The following is a 19,667-nucleotide window of genomic DNA, read 5'->3' as shown; positions in this document are numbered from 1 at the left end:
AAGAAGATACTATGAATCGTCGTGAATTGTTAGCTTGGGCTGGTATTGGTTGTCTTGCCAATTTATCGCTGTCCTTTGTAGCTGCTGGTCAACCCTCTAATCTCAAAAAAAGCGATCGCAATACAACCTTATATACCAAGGGTAGATACTTGTATGACTCCCTCGGCAACAAAATTATTTTGCGAGGAATCAACCTACCCCTGCTGGATGACTGGAATTTTCCCAAAACTGATAAGCTGGCAGAACTAGAAAAAACTGGAGCTAACGCTGTCAGAATTCAATGGTACAAGGATTATGGTCAAAGCGATCGCCCCGCTTATACAATTGCAGACTTGGATAATTTTCTCACCAGATGCAAGACGAGTCGGATTATTCCGGTACTGGGTTTGTGGGATCTCACCTGTAACCCTGATGTCAACCTGTTAAATACCCAGTTAATTCCCTGGTGGACTTCTGAACCTGTGCTGAATGTACTTAAAAAACATCAAAAGTATCTGATCGTCAATTTAGTGAACGAATTGGGTGTCTATCGCTGGGCTAATAATTCTACTGAGGCATTAAATACTTTCAATAATGTCTATAAAACTGCTATTACAAAAATACGCCAGCATTTACATTTACCACTTATGATTGACGCGCCTGATTGTGGTCAATCTATTGAAGTTTTTACGAAAATTGGTCAGGAGTTAATTGATCACGATCCTGACCACAATCTCCTATTTAGTAGTCACGCTTATTGGGCTGGTTATGACGGGATACCACATCTTAAAACAGCTATCGATGCTAATCTACCAATTGTTTTTGGTGAAATTGCCAATAAGCAAGACGAAGAAATCAATGGAAAAACCCAATACTGCTATTATGACCTTGATGGTAGTAATCAAAACCACGCACCCGAAAATGGTTTTACCTATCAAGCATTTTTGCGGCTGTTAAAAGAAAAGGAAATTGGCTGGCTTGCTTGGAGTTGGTGGAAGGACAATTGCACAGAACGCCAGATGTCCCAAAATGGAAATTTTTCCAGCCTCACACCCTACGGCAATGATATTGTCAATAATTCTATCTATGGCTTGAAGGTAACAGCTCAAAGAGCAAAATTTTAGCCATTCATCTATCTGCCTTAAGCCGATGAGCGCGTCTACATCTGTGTTCATCTGTGTTAATCTGTGTTCGTTTTTCCTCTAGTGGACTTAATGCCAAGCTGCTATATCTTTAATGTTAGAACTTACGCTCTATACAAATCGACTATCATCTGTACTAGCGGAACTCGGTCGTTTCAGGCTGTTGATGACAAAACTAAGGACAGGTAGCGAGCGATCGCGCTTTGTGGAAAAATCAGATTGAAAGGCATTGAAAACCCAATTACATACTTGATTGTTTTTGTCAATGCGTAAGTTCTATATTTATATTATTATTAATATTTTTTAATTTCTCAATGTCTATATATACTGTAAAATTTTATTAGTTCATAAGATGTGCGATTTAGAGATATTTGTTCGAGAAATATAAACAGTATAAAACTCTAACCTTTTATGTTCTGGAGATTTGTTATGAAAAAAAATAAATTATTATTATTAATTACTTTAATAGTAGCATCAGCATTTATCAATAATAGTGTAGCAAAAGCAAATAATTCACGGAAATTAACAATCATAAATAAAAATAAACAAGTAATAGTTTCTGCACATATTAAATCAGAAAATTCTGATAAATGGGAATATGCTTTTGATGATGTAGCGAAAATGCTTATGCCTGGTGAATCCATATCTATAAAATTAAATCCTAATCAGTGTATTTATAATCTAAGTTTTCTGTATGGTAATGGAAGTAATGGTAGATTTCGTGTTAATGCATGTCAAAGTTCTGTTCTAAATGTTGTTGGAAATGGTGGTACTTACCGGAGTCATGGTCAAGGTAGAGAACGTGATTATATTCTTATTCCACCAGCAATTCCAGTAGAAATACGATACCCGGATACTGGAATCCAGCATATTAGATAAATTTCGCGATCAACCCCCCAACCCCCGCTCTATGCATTATAAACATCTTTCTTAACAGAAAAAATGAATTTATTAAAGTTCATGGCACGCATTGGGGAATTAAAACTTTCCACAGAGCAGTCAAACAGTTATGTGGCATATGTCGATTCATGGTTAGAGATAGCCATGCAATAAAAACACATATATTTTGCTCACTTCAAGTATTTGTTCGTTTGGAAAAGATGCGTTCTGAAAACAGAATTTCTAATTGGTATGAAGTACAAAGAAATTTATTCACAAAAGTTATTTGTGAATATGTTTTAAATAACTTGAGTCCTGCCTGTGTAGTTTGACTCCATATATCTGTTTTTTTATCAATGCGTAAGTCCTAAATGTATGGAACACCGATACACACAGATGAACACCGATTTGATTACCAAAAGATAAAATAGTAAGGGAATAAACTGATAGAACAGTGTTAAGCTGTTTACCCTGCTTATCAGCCCGAAGCAATGGATCAACTAGTTAATCAAGTTTTGCGCGATCGCTATCACATTCAATCTCTACTTGGTCGTCAGACTGGTCGGAGAACTTTTCTCGCAAAGGATTTACAAACAGGATCGTCTGTTGTGATCAAGTTGCTGTTGTTTAGTCCTGACTTTAATTGGGATGATCTGAAACTTTTTGAACGCGAGGTAGAAGTTCTGCAATCTTTAGATCATCCAGCGATTCCTAAATATATTGATCGCTTTGATGTTGAGACTGAATTAGGCAAAGGCTTTGCTCTGGTTCAAACTTATATTGAAGCCAGATCATTACAGAATTGGGTAGAGTCTGGTCGTACTTTTAGCGAAGCAGAAATAAAGGCGATCGCCAAGCAATTACTAGGAATTCTAGATTGCCTCCATAGTCGTCAACCGCCTGTCGTGCATCGAGATATTAAACCAAGTAACATTTTGTTGGGCGATCGCACTGGTCATAGTCCTGGGCAGATTTACCTGATTGATTTTGGTAGCGTTCAAACTGTAGTGCATAGTGGTACTAGGACAGTTGTTGGTACTTATGGCTACATGCCTCCCGAACAATTCGGTGGGCGAACTGTACCGGCTTCAGACCTTTATGCTTTGGGAACAACGCTGATTTATCTGGTGACGGGACAGCACCCGGATGAACTGCCACAACGGGAGATGCGAATACTGTTTGAAGATAGAGTCAATCTTAGTCCGAATCTCGTGGATTGGCTGAAATGGCTCACAGAACCAAGTTTAGATTTACGGTTAAAATCTGCAAAGCAGGCGTTAGAAGCTTTAGAAAAATCAAATTTACGAGAAAGTTCTTTAGCAATTGCTAATAAACCCGTTGGTAGCAAAGTCAAAGTTACCAACACTAGACAGATGCTAGAGATTCTCATTCCGCCACGAGGATTTCATCTGGGATTAATCCCAATCATTGGATTTGCGATCGCATGGAATTCTTTTCTCGTCATGTGGTACGGTGCTGCTTTCAGTATGTGGAGTAGTGGCGGATTGTTCGCAGCCCTATTTGCAATCTTTCACTTGGGTGTTGGCATTTACTTGATTTGGACTATTCTCTATGCTTTGTTCGGACAAGTCAAACTTCGGATTAATCAACAGGAAATTTCTTTGACTCGTGAACTTTTGGGAGTAAAATACCCACCAGTTCTTAGCGCAGCTCGACAAGATATTGTGAAAGTTGAACTGACTCGTCTTTCATACAAGAGAGATTCCGAAGGAGGTAATGTGAAAGTTCCTCCTCAAATTAACATCTGGGCAGGAATAAAGAAATTTGAACTTGGTGGTAAAGGTTATTTGACGAACCCAGAACTTGACTGGTTAGCGCAGAATTTAAGCAGTTGGCTAAATTTGCCCATTACTAAGGATTAGTAATCTCTCATTCCCAAGTCGAAACATCTCGCAGCACTTCTGGAATTTCCTCACCTGCGGGAAACTCCAGTACAGTTTCTCGAAAGCCCAAATAACCAGACTCGGTAAAAGACAACAGCATCCGTCTGAGTGCAAACCACACCTCTGGTTCATATTCCCAGTCACCATATCTGGAAGCTTTACCTGCAATGGAGCGGAGCGCCCAAAAATAGCTATTCCTCACCACAGAACCACCTTTTTTATACTCTGGTACGTCTTCGTGATGCAGGAACAGTACATCGTTTTCAATTTTGGATCTCATGAGATGGGGAGGTGGGGAGATGGGGAGATGGGGAGTAGAGAAATTATTATTAACCACTAACTACTAACCAATGTAGAGACGTGCCATGGCACGTCTGGTACAACAACCAACAACCAACAACCAACTAATTCGATGTTAAACCAATCCGAAAAGTAAACCCAGGGCTGTAGGTACGATTGACTCGTTCGTATTGTTCACCCAGTAAGTTTTCTAGGTAAACCCTAATTCCTAAAGCTCTTGTTAAAGGGATGCGAGCGCTAAAATCTAAATTAAAGAATGGTGAGACAAAATCTGTGGTTTGATCTCCTGGGTTGGTAAAGAAAGCACGGCGAGCGCCACTATTATAAGTAGCATACAAGTTAGCCTGCCATCCTCGACTTTGATAACCAATACCAGCTTGGGCTACAGAATAGGGGATCATGCCTAACTGCAAGCCTTTTTCTACTCCCGTTTTAATTTGGGCATCTGTATAAGTATAGTTAACAAAAGTAGACCAATTAGAAGTAACTTGCCATTTTAAGGCTGCTTCAAAACCGTTAGTATCGACAAGCCCAATGTTTTCCCATCTTCCTTGGATAACTCCCAGACGATTATCTAAACTACTGCCAAAGTAAGTAAATTGTCCCGTCAAATTCTCTGAGAAATTTACATCTACTCCCGCAGTCCAAGATGAACCTGTTTCTGGTTCTAAATCTGGGTTTGGCAACCAACCATGAACCGTATCATAAACATACAGTTGATCTAAACCAGGATTACGCTGTCCTCCTGCCCAACTTCCTCGTACAGCAAAGTTTGGTGTCACACCATAACGAAATCCTACACTAGGATTGAGGTAATTACCAAACTCACTATCAAAGCTTTGTCTCAATCCTAAATCTAGTTCCAAGTTTTTAGTAATATTCCAAGTATTGAGAACAAATAAAGCTGTGTTTAATAAATTCTCGTTTTCAGTTTCATTTAAAGCAACTCGATCAGGACGTGTACTGTCAGTCTTACCATCCAAGTTGTTATTTTGAAACTCTAAACCCCATCGCAATCTATTACCTGGACTAGTTCGCCAATCGTGATCTAATCTAGCTGTAAATAATTGGGTGTCTAAAATACCAGTGCGGTAATATTCTCTACCTTGAAAAAAAGTTGGACCATAAGTACTAAAGTAATCTTGGTTATAACCCAATGTAGTTGTCAAAATGGAATTTTCACCATTACCTAGTAGGGTTTTCCAAGATAAACCAAGATTAAGTCCATCGTGATCTAGTCGGTCTTTTTGCAGTGGGAAACCAAAATATACTAAACCACGACGACTGCTCAGTTTTGTCGCGTCAAAACTGAGAGTATTTCTGTCATTTAAATCGAAGATCAAACTACCAAAATAGCTACTGATAGCAGTATCTGCATTCGTTAAATAACCATCAGCATTGCGATTTGCTGCACCTTCTGGTACTTTGTAGCGATTATCTATGAAACTTCTTTCAAAGCTGAAATTATATTTAACAGGGCCAAAGGAGCCGTTGTAGCTTGTTTGTTGATTATTAAAATTCAATGAGCCAAATTCTACAGCAGCATTAAATTGAGGGGTGAAGCTGCCTTCTTTCGTAATAATATTAACTACTCCACCAAAGCCAGATGAACCATAAAGGGTTGTCACTGCACCACTTGATAATTCAATTTTTTCAATTGATTCTACAGGAATACTATTTAAATCAGTGGCTCCATGATATGTGTTAACATTTGTATTAATTGGTCTACCATTAATTAGGAATACCGACTGATTAATTGAGTGTCCTCGATAGTATGTGCCTGTGTGGATGTCTGCTCCATGACCAACATCATTAATAGCAAAACCTGGCATTCTTTTGAGAACATCAGCGACACTTGTAGAGCCTTGTTTTTGAATTTCTTCTTGCTCAATTACGTAAGTAGGAGTAGATTGAGGCAAAGTGTATATTTCCCCGATTACCTCTAGTTCGATATCCGCTTCGTTGGTAGTTTCGTCAGGGGTAGAGGGTTCTGTTTCTACTTGTGCAATTGATTCATTTGATGTGGATTGCTGAGTTAATAATTCAGAATTTGTCGCAGGTAATTCTATTTCATTTAAGTTAGGAATTTCTGAATTTGTTTGCAGAGATTTATCAATAAGCTGTTGATTATATTTAATGTCGTCAGCAAAAGCAGGATAAATGATGAGTAGGTTAATTAAAGCTCCTGGAATCCAAAAAAGACACTTTTTCACTTTTATGATCACTGTTAGTAGAAACACTCAGTGATATTTAGCAGTTATTGCAAATACATGTCAAAAGACAGACTGTCGTACTTTTGAAAAGTAGAGGGGGTGGAGAGTTTTGTAGTGATTTAGGCAACTACGACTTTAAATGGTATTTGCCCTTGTACAGTCTTGATTAAAGATAGTGTTTTTTCGTATGCTACTTTCTCTCCCCGGTATCCAAAGTAATCAGCTGCTTTGAGTAAATCTGCGATCGCAGCTTGTTCATAACCAAGGCGATGGAAGGCTATACCCCTACTAACATAAGTACTACCATCACTAGGGTTAAGCCGGATAGCTTTGGTAAAATTATCTACAGCACCAGGGTAATCTTCACTTCTAGCACAAGCACAACCCCGGTTAAAATAGGCTCGGTAATCAATGGCGTTGAGACGAATTGCCCGATTAAAGTCGAGCATAGCATTTTGTAAATCTCTTAGCTCTAAACGCGCTAAGCCTCGATCATTATAGATATCAGCGAGTAGAGGGCTATCTGTGTGGGGAATTTGACTTAGGGCAAGATTGTAGTCTGTAATTGCCTGCTGGTACTTTTCCAAAGAAGCATTGGCGATTCCCCGGTTATAATAGGCTCGAAAATCACTCGGCTTAAGAGCGATCGCTTGCTCATCGTCAGCAATAGCCGCTTCATAATAACCTAGTCTATACTCGGCAATGCCTCTATTTAAATAAGCCTCAGCATTCTTAGGTGAAAAATTAATTGCTTGGGTACAGTCTGCGATCGCATTTTGGTAATCTTGAATGTTGAGATAAGCAAGACAACGATTACTATAAGCGGCAGCAAAATATTGTTTTTGTTGAATCGCCTGTTGAAATTCTTGAATTGCTCCTTGGTAGTTACCATATAGCATTTTTTCTATCCCCAGCTTGAAAAAATCCTCTGCTGTCGTTGGGATGATAGAAGTAGTTAATGAATAAGCAGGTGCAGATACAAATGAACAAATAAGTACAATAACTGTAATGAAACTAAAAACAAAGCGATAACAGTACTTCATAAATCCTCGCTTTTTGTAGAAATCAAGTACCTAAAAATCAATCAGAAAAACAGGTACTAATTACGTGTGTATAACTTGAAAGTCACATATTACTCATGCAAATTCATACTTAAAATCTGTTAAAACTGATATTTTTTAGCAATATGAAGAATTCTCAACGTCCTGCCCTCAAATAAACTTGGGGCTAATAGCTTAAATCTACTTAAGTAGACTCATGTTTTTATTGAGTTATCTTTAGATGACTTGGTGTTTTTTGACTTAGCTGAACTTCTCGTAGTGAAATTTATTTGTTGTTGGATGAAAAAGCTGGTGCAAAACCTCCCCAGGCAACTGCCCGCAATGAAGGCATTAGGACTTACGCAAAAAACTCTCAAACTCCTATTACTCCGTGTACTTTCTCTTGAAAAGCTTTGAGCGGAGGTTTCCTCCGCTCAAACTTTTCGCTGCGTCCTCTGCGGTTTGTTTTTTCGTGAGTTATGCGTAAGTCCAAGGCATGAAAAATCGACCACCGATGCACACAGATACATACAGATAGATACAGCTAGAATTCTAAGCTTTGCGTCTTGATTTAACTAATAAAATATTTCTCACTCATCACCTAAAAAAAGACGCTTGAAATATATTTATTTCTCTACACCCACCTTACGGGAAATTCCTCACACAGCTACACACCTCTTTTACAAATCAGGTAGGTGAAAAGAAAATTAACTATTGATATGAAACTACAGACAAACACAAACAAACACTTATTTTACCCATGTCTATATGTGCGCATCTGTAGTTTTCAATACTCATTTTGTGTTTTAGTTTCTAGTTTCTAGTTCCTAGTCCCTATTTTTTACTTCCAACCTTTTTCAGCTTCTCTTAACACGTAAGCAGCAACATCTTCAATTTGTTCTGGTTTTAAACGCGCTTTGAAAGCTGGCATAGCATTTTTCCCATTTGTTACTTGGGCAATAATTGCTTCTGCTGAGTTCATGCCATATTTTTCCAAATCGCTTTTATTCAAGCTTTTATTTGCTTGCACCAAGTTCTTACCACCCGCATGACAAGCAGCACAGTTAGCACTAAAGACTTTAGCGCCGTTGGTTGCATCTGCGGCTAAAGCAGGACGATTAAAAGCGAAGGTGAAGATTGTGATGCCAAGCAACAACACTAACAAAATCTTTTTCATTCCGTGTTTCCTCTGCAAAAGGACTAATCAGTCCATAATCCTTACTAATTCTCGGCTTCACAGCTTTTCCTCGTCAAAAGACAGGTTGTCATAGTTAGTCAATTGTCATTGGTAAGAGGGAACTCTTAATAGGGAACAGGTAATTTCTTCCTTGTCCTCCTTGTCTCCCCCCACTCCCCATCTCCCCATCTCCCCACTGCCCCTAATCCCCAGAGGGGGCCCCGAGTTCCCCATCACCCCATCTCCCCATCACCCCATCTCCCCATCTCCCTACACTCTCCCCTTTCCCAACTCCCTCAGCGCCTCAGCCGTAACCCGACAAATGCGCCATTCTTCTAAGATCGATGCTCCCATGCGGCGGTAAAAAGCTTGCGCTGGTTCGTTCCAATCCAAAACACTCCACTCTAGGCGTCCGCAATCTCTTTCGACAGCGATCTGAGCAACTTTAGTCAGAAGTGCTTTGCCAATTCCTTGGCTGCGATACTCTGGCAAAACAAATATATCTTCTAGATAAATTCCTGGTTTAGTTAGGAATGTTGAATAATTATGAAAAAATAGGGCAAACCCGACAGCTTGCCCTGTATATTCTGCTAATATAGCCTCGGCATATTTAGGGGAGCCAAATAAATGCTCCTTCAGTGTAGAGGAATTGCCAGTAACTGCATGAGATAAGTTTTCGTATTCTGCTAGCCCTTGCACTAACTCAAATAGCACACCGCAATCAGCAGGTTCGGCAAAACGCACTATCAAATCACTTTCAAAAGTCATTGGTCATTAGTCATTAGTCCTTTGTCATTAGTCCATAATCGACGTCCGTAGTCAAGAGTTCAATGTCTTTAACTCTTAATCAATGACTAATGACAATTGACAATTGACAAATTATATTAACCACCCCTTCAATCGCTTAGCAATGTGAGGACGCCGTAATTTCCGCATTGCTTTACTTTGAATTTGTCGTACTCTCTCGCGAGAAAGATTGAACATGTTACCAACTTCTTCCAGGGTACAGGGTTCGCTGGTTGTCAATCCATAACGTAGGGAAATCACGTCTTTTTCTCGTGGGGTGAGTACGTCGCCTAGCACTTCCCAAATCTCCTGACGCATCATGCTTTCATTCATTTTTGCTTCTGGAGATTGGTTATCTTCATCTTCTAACAAATCCATTAATTCTGTGTCTTCTTCTTTACCGACACGATGATTTAAAGATAATGCTTGTCGTCGTAATTGTTGGAGTTGACGTAATTGTTGGGGCGGAATTTCTAATGCTTCCGCCATTTCGATTTCGTTAGGATTACGCCCTAATCTTTGTTTGAGTTCTCGTTGGGCTTTTTTGAGTTTGTTGAGTTTTTCAACAATATGAATTGGTAAACGGATAGTTCGGGCGTCGTTAGCGATCGCTCGTGTGATTGCTTGTCTTATCCACCAATAAGCATAAGTAGAAAATTTATATCCTTTGTCCGGATCAAACTTTTCTGTTGCCCGATTTAAACCCATTGCCCCTTCTTGAATTAAATCCAAAAAAGGTACGCCACGATTTAAATATCGCTTAGCAATTGATACAACAAGACGTAGGTTAGAGCGAATCATTTTGCGTTTCGCTACCCTACCTTGATACAAACGATTTTCTAATTGCTTTTCTGTTATTTGTAGATGCGCTGCTATATTTGCTTTGGTGGGTTGATGTCCTAGTTCTTGTCGTAATGCAGCTTGGATTTCGTTGACTTCCTCTAAAAACCGCACTCGCCGCGCTAATTCCACCTCTTCGTCGGGTTTTAGCAATGGATAACGCGCCATTTCTTTAAAAAACGCGCCTACAGCATCATCATACTCGGTTTTATTATACCCTGAAGGACGCGCTGCTGCCATTTCATCCCCATCGCGTCCATCAACTTCCAGATTTTCTGCAATTGGGGATTCTTCATCTGCCACTGCATTTAAAACTTCCAGAATTTGTTCTTCATTAACGGCAGCATTTTCTATCATTTCCATGGTTCCCAATTCAGCAATATTCATAGCTTCTGTTAGGGATTGTTGCTTGGTTTGATACATAATTTAGTGACAGCTGCTTTAAGATGCTTCATTAGTTTTTAATAAAAGACAAATGCACCTGTTTTATAGCAAAAAATTTCCGCGAGATTAAACTAGTCAAACTTAGTAGCCTTTGCCCATCATTACCTATGTTTACCAAGGATAGCAAGAGGTAAAGACCACTATTTATTTTTGTTCTTGGTTACAAACAGATACATTTTTAGATATGTTTTTGCTGTTCACATTAACGCTTTCGTTGCTACTTCGACTATTCATGAGTTCCTCATTTTTTTATTGTTTACAAACTATGTCAAATAAACTAAATCAAAATTGCTCAAACTTAACAAATATAAAAATTACTCTCAATGATTAGTTGATTATTAAATTTTCATATATATTTCTAATTTATCTAATCTTTAAAGACTGGTTACTGTTTAAACATCTTTAAATCTTATCAATGAGTATCTTGAATCTTTGGTAAATTTGCCCAGCAAAAGGCGTGGCGACCCATTGCCTAGTTAGAAGCATCTCATATACTGAGAGTATTTAATATCTATCGATGGGGAGAAAAGCTCTCTTGCGTATTCACCATACAGAGAAAAATCAACTTAATAAAGATGGGAGAGATGAATATTGTCTGGTCTGTTTTCAATATCTATTACCGTATATAGATACAATTAATTCCCTGGCTGGAATTACATAAGAGGAAACTTATCAAGTATTATGTCTGATGACAGTATTGCGAATTACATTTTCATTGACATTTAGACAGATAGTTAACCTCATGAACAAGGAAAATTTTCAGCAACCAGAACAGATAAATATATATCTATAAATTGAGGAACCATGTATATAAATGATGTAAATTTACCTCCTTTGGTCGTAGCCCAATCAGGGGAGTCTTATGATACCAGAATAAATAAAAATCAATGGGTCGAAGTGCTAGTAGACTGTCCAGGAATTGCCAAAGAAGGTACAACTGAACAAAAAGAAGAAGAACAAGAAGAAAAACTCTATACCTATCGATTACCAGCAGGGTTAGAAGTAAAACCAGGAGATATTTTAAGTGTGCCTTTTGGCAGACAACAGGTAGGGGGGATAGCGATTCGTTTGTTAGCACAACCACCAGCCAACCTTGCGCCTGAAAAAATTAGAGATGTGGAAGATGTAATTCACTCGAAATTTTTTCGAGAAAGCTACTGGCAATTGCTAGAAAGAGTTTCCCACTACTATTACACTCCCTTTATTCAAGTGATACGCACTGCTCTACCACCAGGTTTGTTGGGGCGATCGCAGTCTCGTTTACGGCTCAAAAGGGAAAATATTCCCAATGGCGCGAATGAATTTCTCAGTTTACCAGCCCGTGAAATCATCAAAATTCTTCAATCCCAGGCTGATGGCGACTATAGCTTTAAATTCCTCAGACGCCAGATCAAAGGGTTCGATAGAGCAAAAAAGCAGTTAATCCAACGCGGTTGGGTAGAAACCTACATAGAATTGCCTAGATACTCTCGACCCCAGACAAAACCCATAGTAACACTGACAGTAAGTGTACCGCCGATCGACCTCAGCAAGCGCCAACGAGAAATACTACAAGTGTTAAGGCGTCATGGCGGAGAATTATGGCTCAATGATTTTTTACAAATTTGTAATACAACCACTGCTACTTTAAAAAAATTAGAAGAGCAAGGTTGTATTGTCATTCAACAAAGAGAAATATTACGCAGTGAAAACGGCCCCACAGTCGCAGCAGATCAACCAAAATCTTTAAATGCAGCTCAATTCCAGGCATTGTCTACCATCAAAGAAGTAAAAGGGTATGCAACTCTTCTCTTGCATGGAGTGACTGGTTCCGGAAAAACAGAAATTTATTTGCAAGCGATCGCCCCTTTACTCGCCCAAGGAAAGTCCGCCCTCGTCTTAGTACCAGAAATTGGCTTAACACCTCAGCTAACTGATCGTTTCCGTGCTAGGTTTGGCAACAAAATTAATGTTTATCACAGCGCCCTCTCCGGCGGCGAACGTTACGACACCTGGCGACAAATGCTCACAGGTGAACCCCAGATAGTGATTGGGACACGCAGTGCTGTTTTTGCTCCCCTACCTAACTTGGGTTTGATCATATTAGATGAAGAACACGACAACAGTTTTAAACAAGATTCTCCCATCCCCACCTACCACGCCCGCACCGTCGCCCAGTGGCGGGCAGAATTAGAAAATTGTCCCTTAGTTTTGGGTTCCGCAACACCGTCTTTGGAAAGTTGGGTGAGGGTGAGGGTGAGGGGATCGGGACAAGGAGGACAAGAAGGAGTAAACTCTCCCCCCACTCCTCACACTCCCTCTCACTACCTCTCCCTCCCCGAACGCATCCACTCCCGTCCTTTACCAACTGTGGAAATAGTGGATATGCGGCAAGAGTTACAGCAGGGAAACCGTTCGATCTTTAGTAGATCGCTGCAAGATGCGTTGCAGCAATTGAAACAACAGAATCAGCAGGGAATTTTATTTATTCATCGCCGGGGACATAGTACTTTTGTGTCTTGCCGCAATTGTGGATATGTGTTGGAATGTCCCCATTGTGATGTATCCCTGGCGTATCACCAAACTGAGGCAGAAGGGCCACAAATTTTGCGCTGTCATTACTGTAATTATGCGCGATCGCATCCCAGAAACTGCCCGGAATGCAGTTCTCCTTACTTAAAATTCTTTGGTAGTGGCACACAACGAGTCGCCCAGGAATTAACCAAGCAATTTCCGGATTTGCGTTTTATCCGTTTTGATAGCGATACTACCCGCACCAAAGGCGCCCATCGTACCCTACTCACCCAATTTGCCAACGGTGAAGCAGATTTATTAATCGGTACACAAATGCTTACCAAAGGATTAGATTTACCACAGGTGACGCTTGTAGGAGTTGTCGCCGCCGATGGATTACTATATTTATCTGATTATCGCGCTAGCGAACGAGCGTTTCAAACCTTAGCACAGGTGGCTGGACGAGCTGGTAGGGGTGAAGAACCAGGTAGGGTCATTGTGCAAACTTATACACCAGAGCATCCAGTTATAGAAGCAGTACAAAAACATGACTACGAATCTTTCACTACTACAGAATTAGAACAACGGCAAGCACTGAATTATCCTCCCTATGGCAGGTTAATTTTATTACGTTTAAGCAGTGTTGATCCAATGGAAGTCCAAAACGCTGCCCAAGTAATAGCGACTGCATTACCACAACAAGAAGGTTTAGATATATTAGGGCCAGCACCAGCCAATATTTTACGAGTCGCAAATCGTTATCGCTGGCAGATACTGTTAAAGTTTGCCCCTGATGCATTGCCAGAGTTACCTGATTGGGAAAAAGTGCGTGAACTCTGTCCTAAATCTGTCAGTTTAACAATAGATATAGATCCAATAAATATGATGTAAGCTTACGCAGAATTTCCTGATACCAAGGCGACACGCTCAATACTGTCGCCTCACAACTCCCGCAATTCTTGCAAAATTGCCTCAACAGTTGCCTTTAGTTGGGGCAAATTCTGCTCAATAACGCCCCAAACTCGATTTAAATTTACCTTTAAATAATCGTGAATTAGTACATCTCTAAAACCAGCCACTTGTTGCCAAGGCACGTCTGGATCAGCTGCTCTTATTTCGGCAGATAAACGCTTCGTTGCTTCCCCAATAATTTCAAAATTCCTAATTACCGCATCTTGAATTATTCAGGAATTACGCAAAAATAGCCAAAAAGCTTAATTTATCTAACCGCCAAGACGCCAAGGACGCCAAGGATTCGTAAATTATGCGTAAGTCCTATTATTGTGGTTTGCAAAAATGCCTCTTTGCCATCACGGGTATAAGACTCAATGCGCTCAATACATTCAAAGATGTTGCTCAAGTAAAGGCGGTCATCTCTGATAACACAACAGCTTCCCGCAATACTTTATCTCTAATCAACTCATGTAAAGTTTCTGGTTCAGTCACATCAACTTTACGTCCCAGCAATTCCTCCAAGGATTGCATCAAAGCAATTTGGTCTAACAAAGTTCGTTGTGGTTCAAGTTCTACCAGAAAATCTACATCACTATCTGGTCTTGCTTCTCCTCTCGCCACAGAACCAAACACCCGGACATTATACGCTCCGTATTTAGCAGCAATTCGCAAAATTTCTTCTTTTAATGGTAGTAGTAATTCTTCAATACCCATAATTAAAGCTACGCCGCATATATAGGACTCATAGTTGTACTTCTTCCAATGTATTTGCTGCAATCACATTCTGTAGAATCGCTTTTAAACTTGACAAATCCGAAATTTGCTCAATTTGTGGCATCAGTTGTAAGCCATTACTGCCGAATTTCATCTCCCACCTTATGATTTGTTGGACTAATGCGCTATCTAATACAAACACCCCCCTACTAAAAATTTACTATTTCAAAGACTCGCCGACGCAGTTCAAATACTCGTTTATCTATTTCAAAGACTCGCTGGCGCAGTTCAAATACTCGTTTATCTATTTTCAAAGACTCGCCGACGGGATTTAAATACTCGTTTATCAATTTCAAAGACTCGCCGACGCAGTTCAAATACTCGTTTATCAATTTCAAAGACTCGCCGACGCAGTTCAAATACTCGTTTATCTGTTTCAAAGACTCGCTGGCGCAGTTCAAATACTCGTTTATCTGTTTCAAAGACTCGCCAAGGTCGATTATATTTTTCGACTTGTGTGTACACCATAGCATGAACTTTGGTACACAACCAAACATGAAAATTGTTACCCCTTTTGCCCTCTGCCTTTTTTTGTAACCTGCTCCGAATATTCGCTTAATTTGAAATATTTTGCTTTTTATTTTCAGAATCGGAATGAACTGGAGAAGACTTTGGTGCTAAAGTCATCAGCGAAATTAAGGTTAAATTCATCAGTTCTACATAAGCTTCGATGTCAACTTGATCTGACAACAACATATCTCGATAATGCTGCTTAATTTGCTTGAGCTTTTGTAATGCTGCCTCTGGATCGGTTTGCAAGCTTGCCTGCCATTCATCTAACAATAGAAGGGTGTCCATGACTAACTTTTTGCGCTGTTGTTCAATGAGAGTACGACACTGATCGGCAAAAGTTTGTGTTTTGTGACGGAGCTGTTCGTAGACTTCTGTTGACACTAAACCTTCAATAAATGTCAGGCGATTCTCCTGGCTTAAGTCTTCGATACTCTCCAATGCTTGCTGGGGATGATCTGGTAACAGTGACTTAAGTTCACTAATTCGGTTGTTGGTTGTCGTCATAATCTTCTTGGACTTTTGTCTGTGCCACTGTCGTAACAGTAACCCGATCACGCTTGTTGTTAGCAAAATGAAAACTCCAGCCTGCAAGTCGTTGTTGTTTTCCCAATAACGAATGATGACTGTACGAGGATCACCGTGATCAAACACTGCTTCTGCTGCTGGATGAATATAGAAAAGCTCTTTTCGCATTAATTCTTCTGCTTTTGAGCTTTGGATTTCTGGATAGAATTGGGCATAAGTACGAGCGGTGGAAAGAATTGACCAAGTAACTAGCCCTACTGTTCGCCAATTCATGTCAGGACGAGTGACTAAAACGGTTGCTGTTGAGAGAGTTGGTAATTTGCGATTGGGAATTGGTGGACGCGATGCGTAAGTGCCAAGAGGTAGGGTTGCACTTTCGTAGGAACTGGGATCTAATACTGTTAAGTTGTTTATTAGTGCAGTTCGTATGGGAAGTAAAGTCATATTGGAGTTTTTCACAAATATTTGCCTCAGGTTTTCATTTGCACCCAAACTTCCCACATAGATAATTGCGTCAACTTGTCGAGATTGCAGTTTCTTGAATGCTTCGTCAAAATTAGAAGTATCCTCTTGAACCTTGAGTTTGTCTGCTTGGATTAACTGCCTAGCTGTAAAGAGAATTCCACTACCAGGAGTACCAACCGCAACTCGCTTACCTTGCAAGTCATCGAATGTATTGATCCCAGAATTTTTCGGCACAATAATGTGAACATATTCTTTGGCTAAAATCGCAACTGCTTTGACTTTTCCTTTTCGCATGGCTTCGTTGGCGACATCCAATTGTGCGATCGCAAAATCGACTTGGTGATTTAGCAATCGTTGTAGGTTTTCTTGGGAACCCTGAGAATCAATATTCCGCACAGAGAGTCCGACTGTTGTAGTGGTAGAGTAGTTTATTTGTTCACCTAAGCGATGGTAGTAGCTACCGACTGTACCAGTGGAGAGAGTTACGCTATTTGGCTTTTGACTACAACCGCTCAAACCCGATAATATAATTCCTCCTGCTAAACCGCTAAATAGAAGGAAAATATTTTGCGGTTTATAAATGAAGCTAAGACACTTGTAGGGAAGTTTCAGTAATTTATCTGTCCAGTTTCGTCTGCCGGATAGTGGAGGAATCATCTCATACCATTTTGAATTTTTAGATTTTGCGAAAAGTTTGCTTGCCGGAAGCCGACGCACAAAGCTTTTCAAGACGGATTGCAATTGCTTTGGTGCGTTTGAGTTCTGTAAAATCCAAAATTGGTATAATTTTTCCTTCCAGCAAACTTACCAAGGTTCTATGCGATCGCTTAACTCTGAAGACAATCGCTACAAAGTTAAGATTTACTTTATAAATGCTCTCTCAATATTCTCACATAGGTGGCGATCGCTATATTTATCCATATGTGCTTGAAATATGAAAAAAACACAGATCCTTGGCTGATTTGAGAAGTGAGGCATCTGTGTCTTTAAATTTTCACAAATTAAAATGGGATCTCTAATAAAGTAATTACGTCAAAAATATAATTTTCATAATTTAATGTATTAATTTATACTCACAAATAAAATTTATCGAGTATAATACCTTAGAGTAAATCTATTTATTTTATAGTAGTCAATATTACTAGAAAAGAATTGTTAATCAAAGACTAGTATTATAAATTCAAAGCTCTAAAATATGTAAAATTTTAATTTTTATTAAATTAATTATTTACGAAAAAAGCAGGAACATAGTAATAGTTACAAAAAGTCATCCGAAATGAGAATTTGAGTTGATATGAGATATCACTCACTACAAGTAATTAGGTGTTATTCATAATCATTAGCTTTGTAGTAGTAAAGCTAGACCAACTATAATTCAGCGTGAATACATGACACAGGGTTTTTTGCAGATAGGGTTAACGCTTTGTATTTTAATAGTAATCACTCCCTTTTTCGGAAGATACATAGCTCGTGTCTTCTTGGGTGAAACAACTGTGTTTGACTCGGTATTAAACCCGGTTGAGCGAATTATTTATATACTAGGGGGTGTACGTAGCAAACAAGACATGACTGGTGGTCAGTACGTGCGGGCGGTACTGTTCAGCAATTTTCTTATGGGCGTTGCTGTTTACTTGATTTTAAAGTTTCAGGGAATTTTACCGTTGAATCCCATGAACTTGAAAGCACTACGTTGGGATCTGGCACTACACACAACAATTTCATTTCTGACGAATACTGACCAGCAGCACTACATTCCTGAAATAACTTTAAGCTACTTTAGCCAAACAGCAGCTTTAGGCTTTTTGATGTTTACCTCAGCTGCAACTGGGTTGGCGGTGGGTATTGCCTTTATTCGTGGGTTGACAGGTAGACCACTGGGGAACTTTTACGTAGATCTAGTTCGTGGTATTACACGGATACTGTTACCAATATCTTTGCTTGGTGCGATCGCTTTAATTATCTTAGGCACACCGCAAACATTACTGCCAACTCAAGTTGTCACCACCCTTGAAGGAGGCACCCAGTATATAGCTAGAGGGCCTGTTGCATCTTTTGAAATGATCAAACAACTGGGCGAAAACGGTGGTGGTTTTTTTGCTGCTAACTCTGCTCACCCATTTGAAAATCCCAATGGTGCTTCTAATTTAATAGAGATGCTTGCCATGCTGTCGATCCCAGCAGCATTGATTTATACCTATGGGTTGTTTGCTAACAACACCAAACAAGCTTGGTTGCTGTTTTGGATGGTGTTTGCGATCTTTATAATTTTGGTTGCTGTAACAGCTAGTAGCGAGTATCAAGGCAATACCCTAGTTAACGCCATCTTAGGATATGAAATACCAAATCTGGAAGGCAAAGAAGTCCGTTTTGGTTCAATACTCACCGCCTTTTGGGCGATCGCAACTACAAGTACCATGACTGGTGCTGTTAATGGAATGCATGATTCCCTCATGCCCACAGGAGGTTTTGCAACTCTATTAAATATGTTCTTACAAATCATTTGGGGTGGTCAGGGAACAGGAACAGCCTATCTATTTATTTATTTAATTCTGACTGTATTTTTAACAGGTTTGATGGTAGGACGCACACCAGAGTTTTTGGGGCGAAAAATTGAGAAGCGAGAAATTGTCCTCGCCAGCTTAGTGTTATTAATTCACCCAATCGCGGTTTTAATTCCCAGTGCTATTACCTTATACTTTCCAGAAACATTAGCTGGGATTAACAATCCTGGTTTTCACGGCGTCTCCCAGGTTGTTTATGAGTATACTTCAGCCAGTGCCAATAATGGTTCTGGCTTTGAAGGTTTAGCAGATAACAGCCTCTGGTGGAATCTCAGTACCATTGTCAGCTTACTGTTGGGGCGCTATGTTCCCATTATTGCCATTCTGCTGTTAGCCGATAGCATGACTCGCAAACAAACAGTACCAGCAACACCAGGTACTCTAAGAACCGACACTCTGCTATTTACCAGTGTCACCGCCGGAGTAATTTTAATTTTAGGAGTACTGACTTTCTTCCCAGTTTTAGCTTTAGGCCCCATCGCCGAAGGATTTAAAATAGCCTCTGGCAGGTAATTAAAAGATGGGGGGATGGGGGGATGGGGTGATGAGGTGATGGGGTGATGGGGAGGTGGGGTGATGGGGAGAACTTAGAATTAAACTCTCCCTAACTCCCCACCTCCCCACCTCCCTAACTCCCCACCTCCCCACTGCCCCTAATCCCCACTCCCTTGGGGGAGT

General features: G+C 39.9%; 17 protein-coding genes and 1 pseudogene. 7 read left to right on the top strand and 11 right to left on the bottom strand.

All coding sequences use genetic code 11. The features are described from left to right. Positions 1 to 11 precede the first annotated feature (11 nt). The 5 genes and pseudogenes from UYI_RS0110120 to UYI_RS0110110 all read left to right on the top strand — a co-directional run bounded on the left by UYI_RS0110120 (position 12) and on the right by UYI_RS0110110 (position 3,883). Positions 12 to 1,103, top strand: coding sequence for a cellulase family glycosylhydrolase (locus UYI_RS0110120; RefSeq protein ID WP_016866549.1), 1,092 nt, complete (start codon positions 12 to 14; stop codon positions 1,101 to 1,103). A 112-nt stretch (positions 1,104 to 1,215) separates the two neighbouring features. Next, positions 1,216 to 1,344 (top strand): hypothetical protein, encoded by a 129-nt coding sequence (locus UYI_RS39625; protein WP_256678207.1) that lies wholly within the window; start codon positions 1,216 to 1,218, stop codon positions 1,342 to 1,344. A 206-nt stretch (positions 1,345 to 1,550) separates the two neighbouring features. After that, a complete protein-coding gene (locus UYI_RS0110115) occupies positions 1,551 to 2,000 on the top strand; it encodes a hypothetical protein (RefSeq protein WP_016866548.1) in 450 nt (149 codons plus the stop codon). 59 nt (positions 2,001 to 2,059) lie between these two features. Further along, positions 2,060 to 2,332 (top strand): annotated as a pseudogene (locus UYI_RS38890) (IS701 family transposase); the annotation flags it as partial. Positions 2,333 to 2,491: 159 nt separating this feature from the next. Next, complete coding sequence (locus tag UYI_RS0110110; RefSeq protein WP_016866547.1) at positions 2,492 to 3,883, top strand: serine/threonine protein kinase; 1,392 nt, start codon at positions 2,492 to 2,494, stop codon at positions 3,881 to 3,883. 7 nt (positions 3,884 to 3,890) lie between these two features. Here UYI_RS0110110 and UYI_RS0110105 read toward each other — a convergent pair whose 3' ends face one another. From UYI_RS0110105 to UYI_RS0110070, 6 genes are all read right to left on the bottom strand, one after another. Next, positions 3,891 to 4,184 carry a hypothetical protein gene (locus tag UYI_RS0110105; protein ID WP_016866546.1) on the bottom strand — a complete coding sequence of 98 codons (294 nt, stop codon included), beginning with the start codon at positions 4,182 to 4,184 and terminating at the stop codon, positions 3,891 to 3,893. Between the two features lie 124 nt (positions 4,185 to 4,308). After that, entirely contained in the window at positions 4,309 to 6,417 is a 2,109-nt protein-coding gene (locus tag UYI_RS0110100) for a TonB-dependent receptor plug domain-containing protein (protein WP_016866545.1), read from the bottom strand. 119 nt (positions 6,418 to 6,536) lie between these two features. Next, the gene (locus tag UYI_RS0110095) at positions 6,537 to 7,460 is read right to left on the bottom strand and encodes a tetratricopeptide repeat protein (RefSeq protein ID WP_016866544.1); all 924 of its coding nucleotides are present in this window, start codon (positions 7,458 to 7,460) and stop codon (positions 6,537 to 6,539) included. A gap of 838 nt (positions 7,461 to 8,298) precedes the next feature. Beyond that, entirely contained in the window at positions 8,299 to 8,634 is a 336-nt protein-coding gene (gene petJ, locus UYI_RS0110085) for a cytochrome c6 PetJ (RefSeq protein ID WP_016866542.1), read from the bottom strand. Positions 8,635 to 8,904: 270 nt separating this feature from the next. Next, positions 8,905 to 9,402 carry a GNAT family N-acetyltransferase gene (locus tag UYI_RS0110075; protein WP_016866540.1) on the bottom strand — a complete coding sequence of 166 codons (498 nt, stop codon included), beginning with the start codon at positions 9,400 to 9,402 and terminating at the stop codon, positions 8,905 to 8,907. Positions 9,403 to 9,513: 111 nt separating this feature from the next. After that, the gene (locus UYI_RS0110070) at positions 9,514 to 10,683 is read right to left on the bottom strand and encodes an RpoD/SigA family RNA polymerase sigma factor (RefSeq protein WP_016866539.1); all 1,170 of its coding nucleotides are present in this window, start codon (positions 10,681 to 10,683) and stop codon (positions 9,514 to 9,516) included. Positions 10,684 to 11,508: 825 nt separating this feature from the next. Between UYI_RS0110070 and priA the strand changes: the two genes are divergently transcribed. Continuing rightward, entirely contained in the window at positions 11,509 to 14,088 is a 2,580-nt protein-coding gene (priA, locus tag UYI_RS0110065; protein WP_016866538.1) for a primosomal protein N', read from the top strand. 50 nt (positions 14,089 to 14,138) lie between these two features. Here the strand turns inward: priA and UYI_RS36710 are convergent, their stop codons facing one another. From UYI_RS36710 to UYI_RS0110040, 5 genes are all read right to left on the bottom strand, one after another. After that, positions 14,139 to 14,345, bottom strand: coding sequence for a HepT-like ribonuclease domain-containing protein (locus UYI_RS36710; RefSeq protein WP_235147931.1), 207 nt, complete (start codon positions 14,343 to 14,345; stop codon positions 14,139 to 14,141). A gap of 208 nt (positions 14,346 to 14,553) precedes the next feature. Then, complete coding sequence (locus UYI_RS0110055; RefSeq protein WP_016866536.1) at positions 14,554 to 14,865, bottom strand: nucleotidyltransferase family protein; 312 nt, start codon at positions 14,863 to 14,865, stop codon at positions 14,554 to 14,556. 28 nt (positions 14,866 to 14,893) lie between these two features. Beyond that, positions 14,894 to 15,019: a hypothetical protein gene (locus tag UYI_RS39620; RefSeq protein WP_016866535.1), complete on the bottom strand. Its 126-nt coding sequence runs from the start codon at positions 15,017 to 15,019 to the stop codon at positions 14,894 to 14,896. A gap of 146 nt (positions 15,020 to 15,165) precedes the next feature. After that, complete coding sequence (locus UYI_RS0110045; protein WP_016866534.1) at positions 15,166 to 15,393, bottom strand: hypothetical protein; 228 nt, start codon at positions 15,391 to 15,393, stop codon at positions 15,166 to 15,168. An 87-nt stretch (positions 15,394 to 15,480) separates the two neighbouring features. Next, entirely contained in the window at positions 15,481 to 17,085 is a 1,605-nt protein-coding gene (locus tag UYI_RS0110040; protein ID WP_016866533.1) for a TAXI family TRAP transporter solute-binding subunit, read from the bottom strand. Positions 17,086 to 17,816: 731 nt separating this feature from the next. On the opposite strand from UYI_RS0110040, the gene kdpA reads away from it, so the two are divergent. Continuing rightward, positions 17,817 to 19,502: a potassium-transporting ATPase subunit KdpA gene (gene kdpA, locus UYI_RS0110030; RefSeq protein WP_026085866.1), complete on the top strand. Its 1,686-nt coding sequence runs from the start codon at positions 17,817 to 17,819 to the stop codon at positions 19,500 to 19,502. Positions 19,503 to 19,667 lie beyond the last annotated feature (165 nt).

This window comes from Fischerella muscicola PCC 7414 (assembly GCF_000317205.1).
GTDB classification, from domain to species: domain Bacteria; phylum Cyanobacteriota; class Cyanobacteriia; order Cyanobacteriales; family Nostocaceae; genus Fischerella; species Fischerella muscicola.
This window is presented reverse-complemented; position numbering and strand designations above follow the sequence as displayed.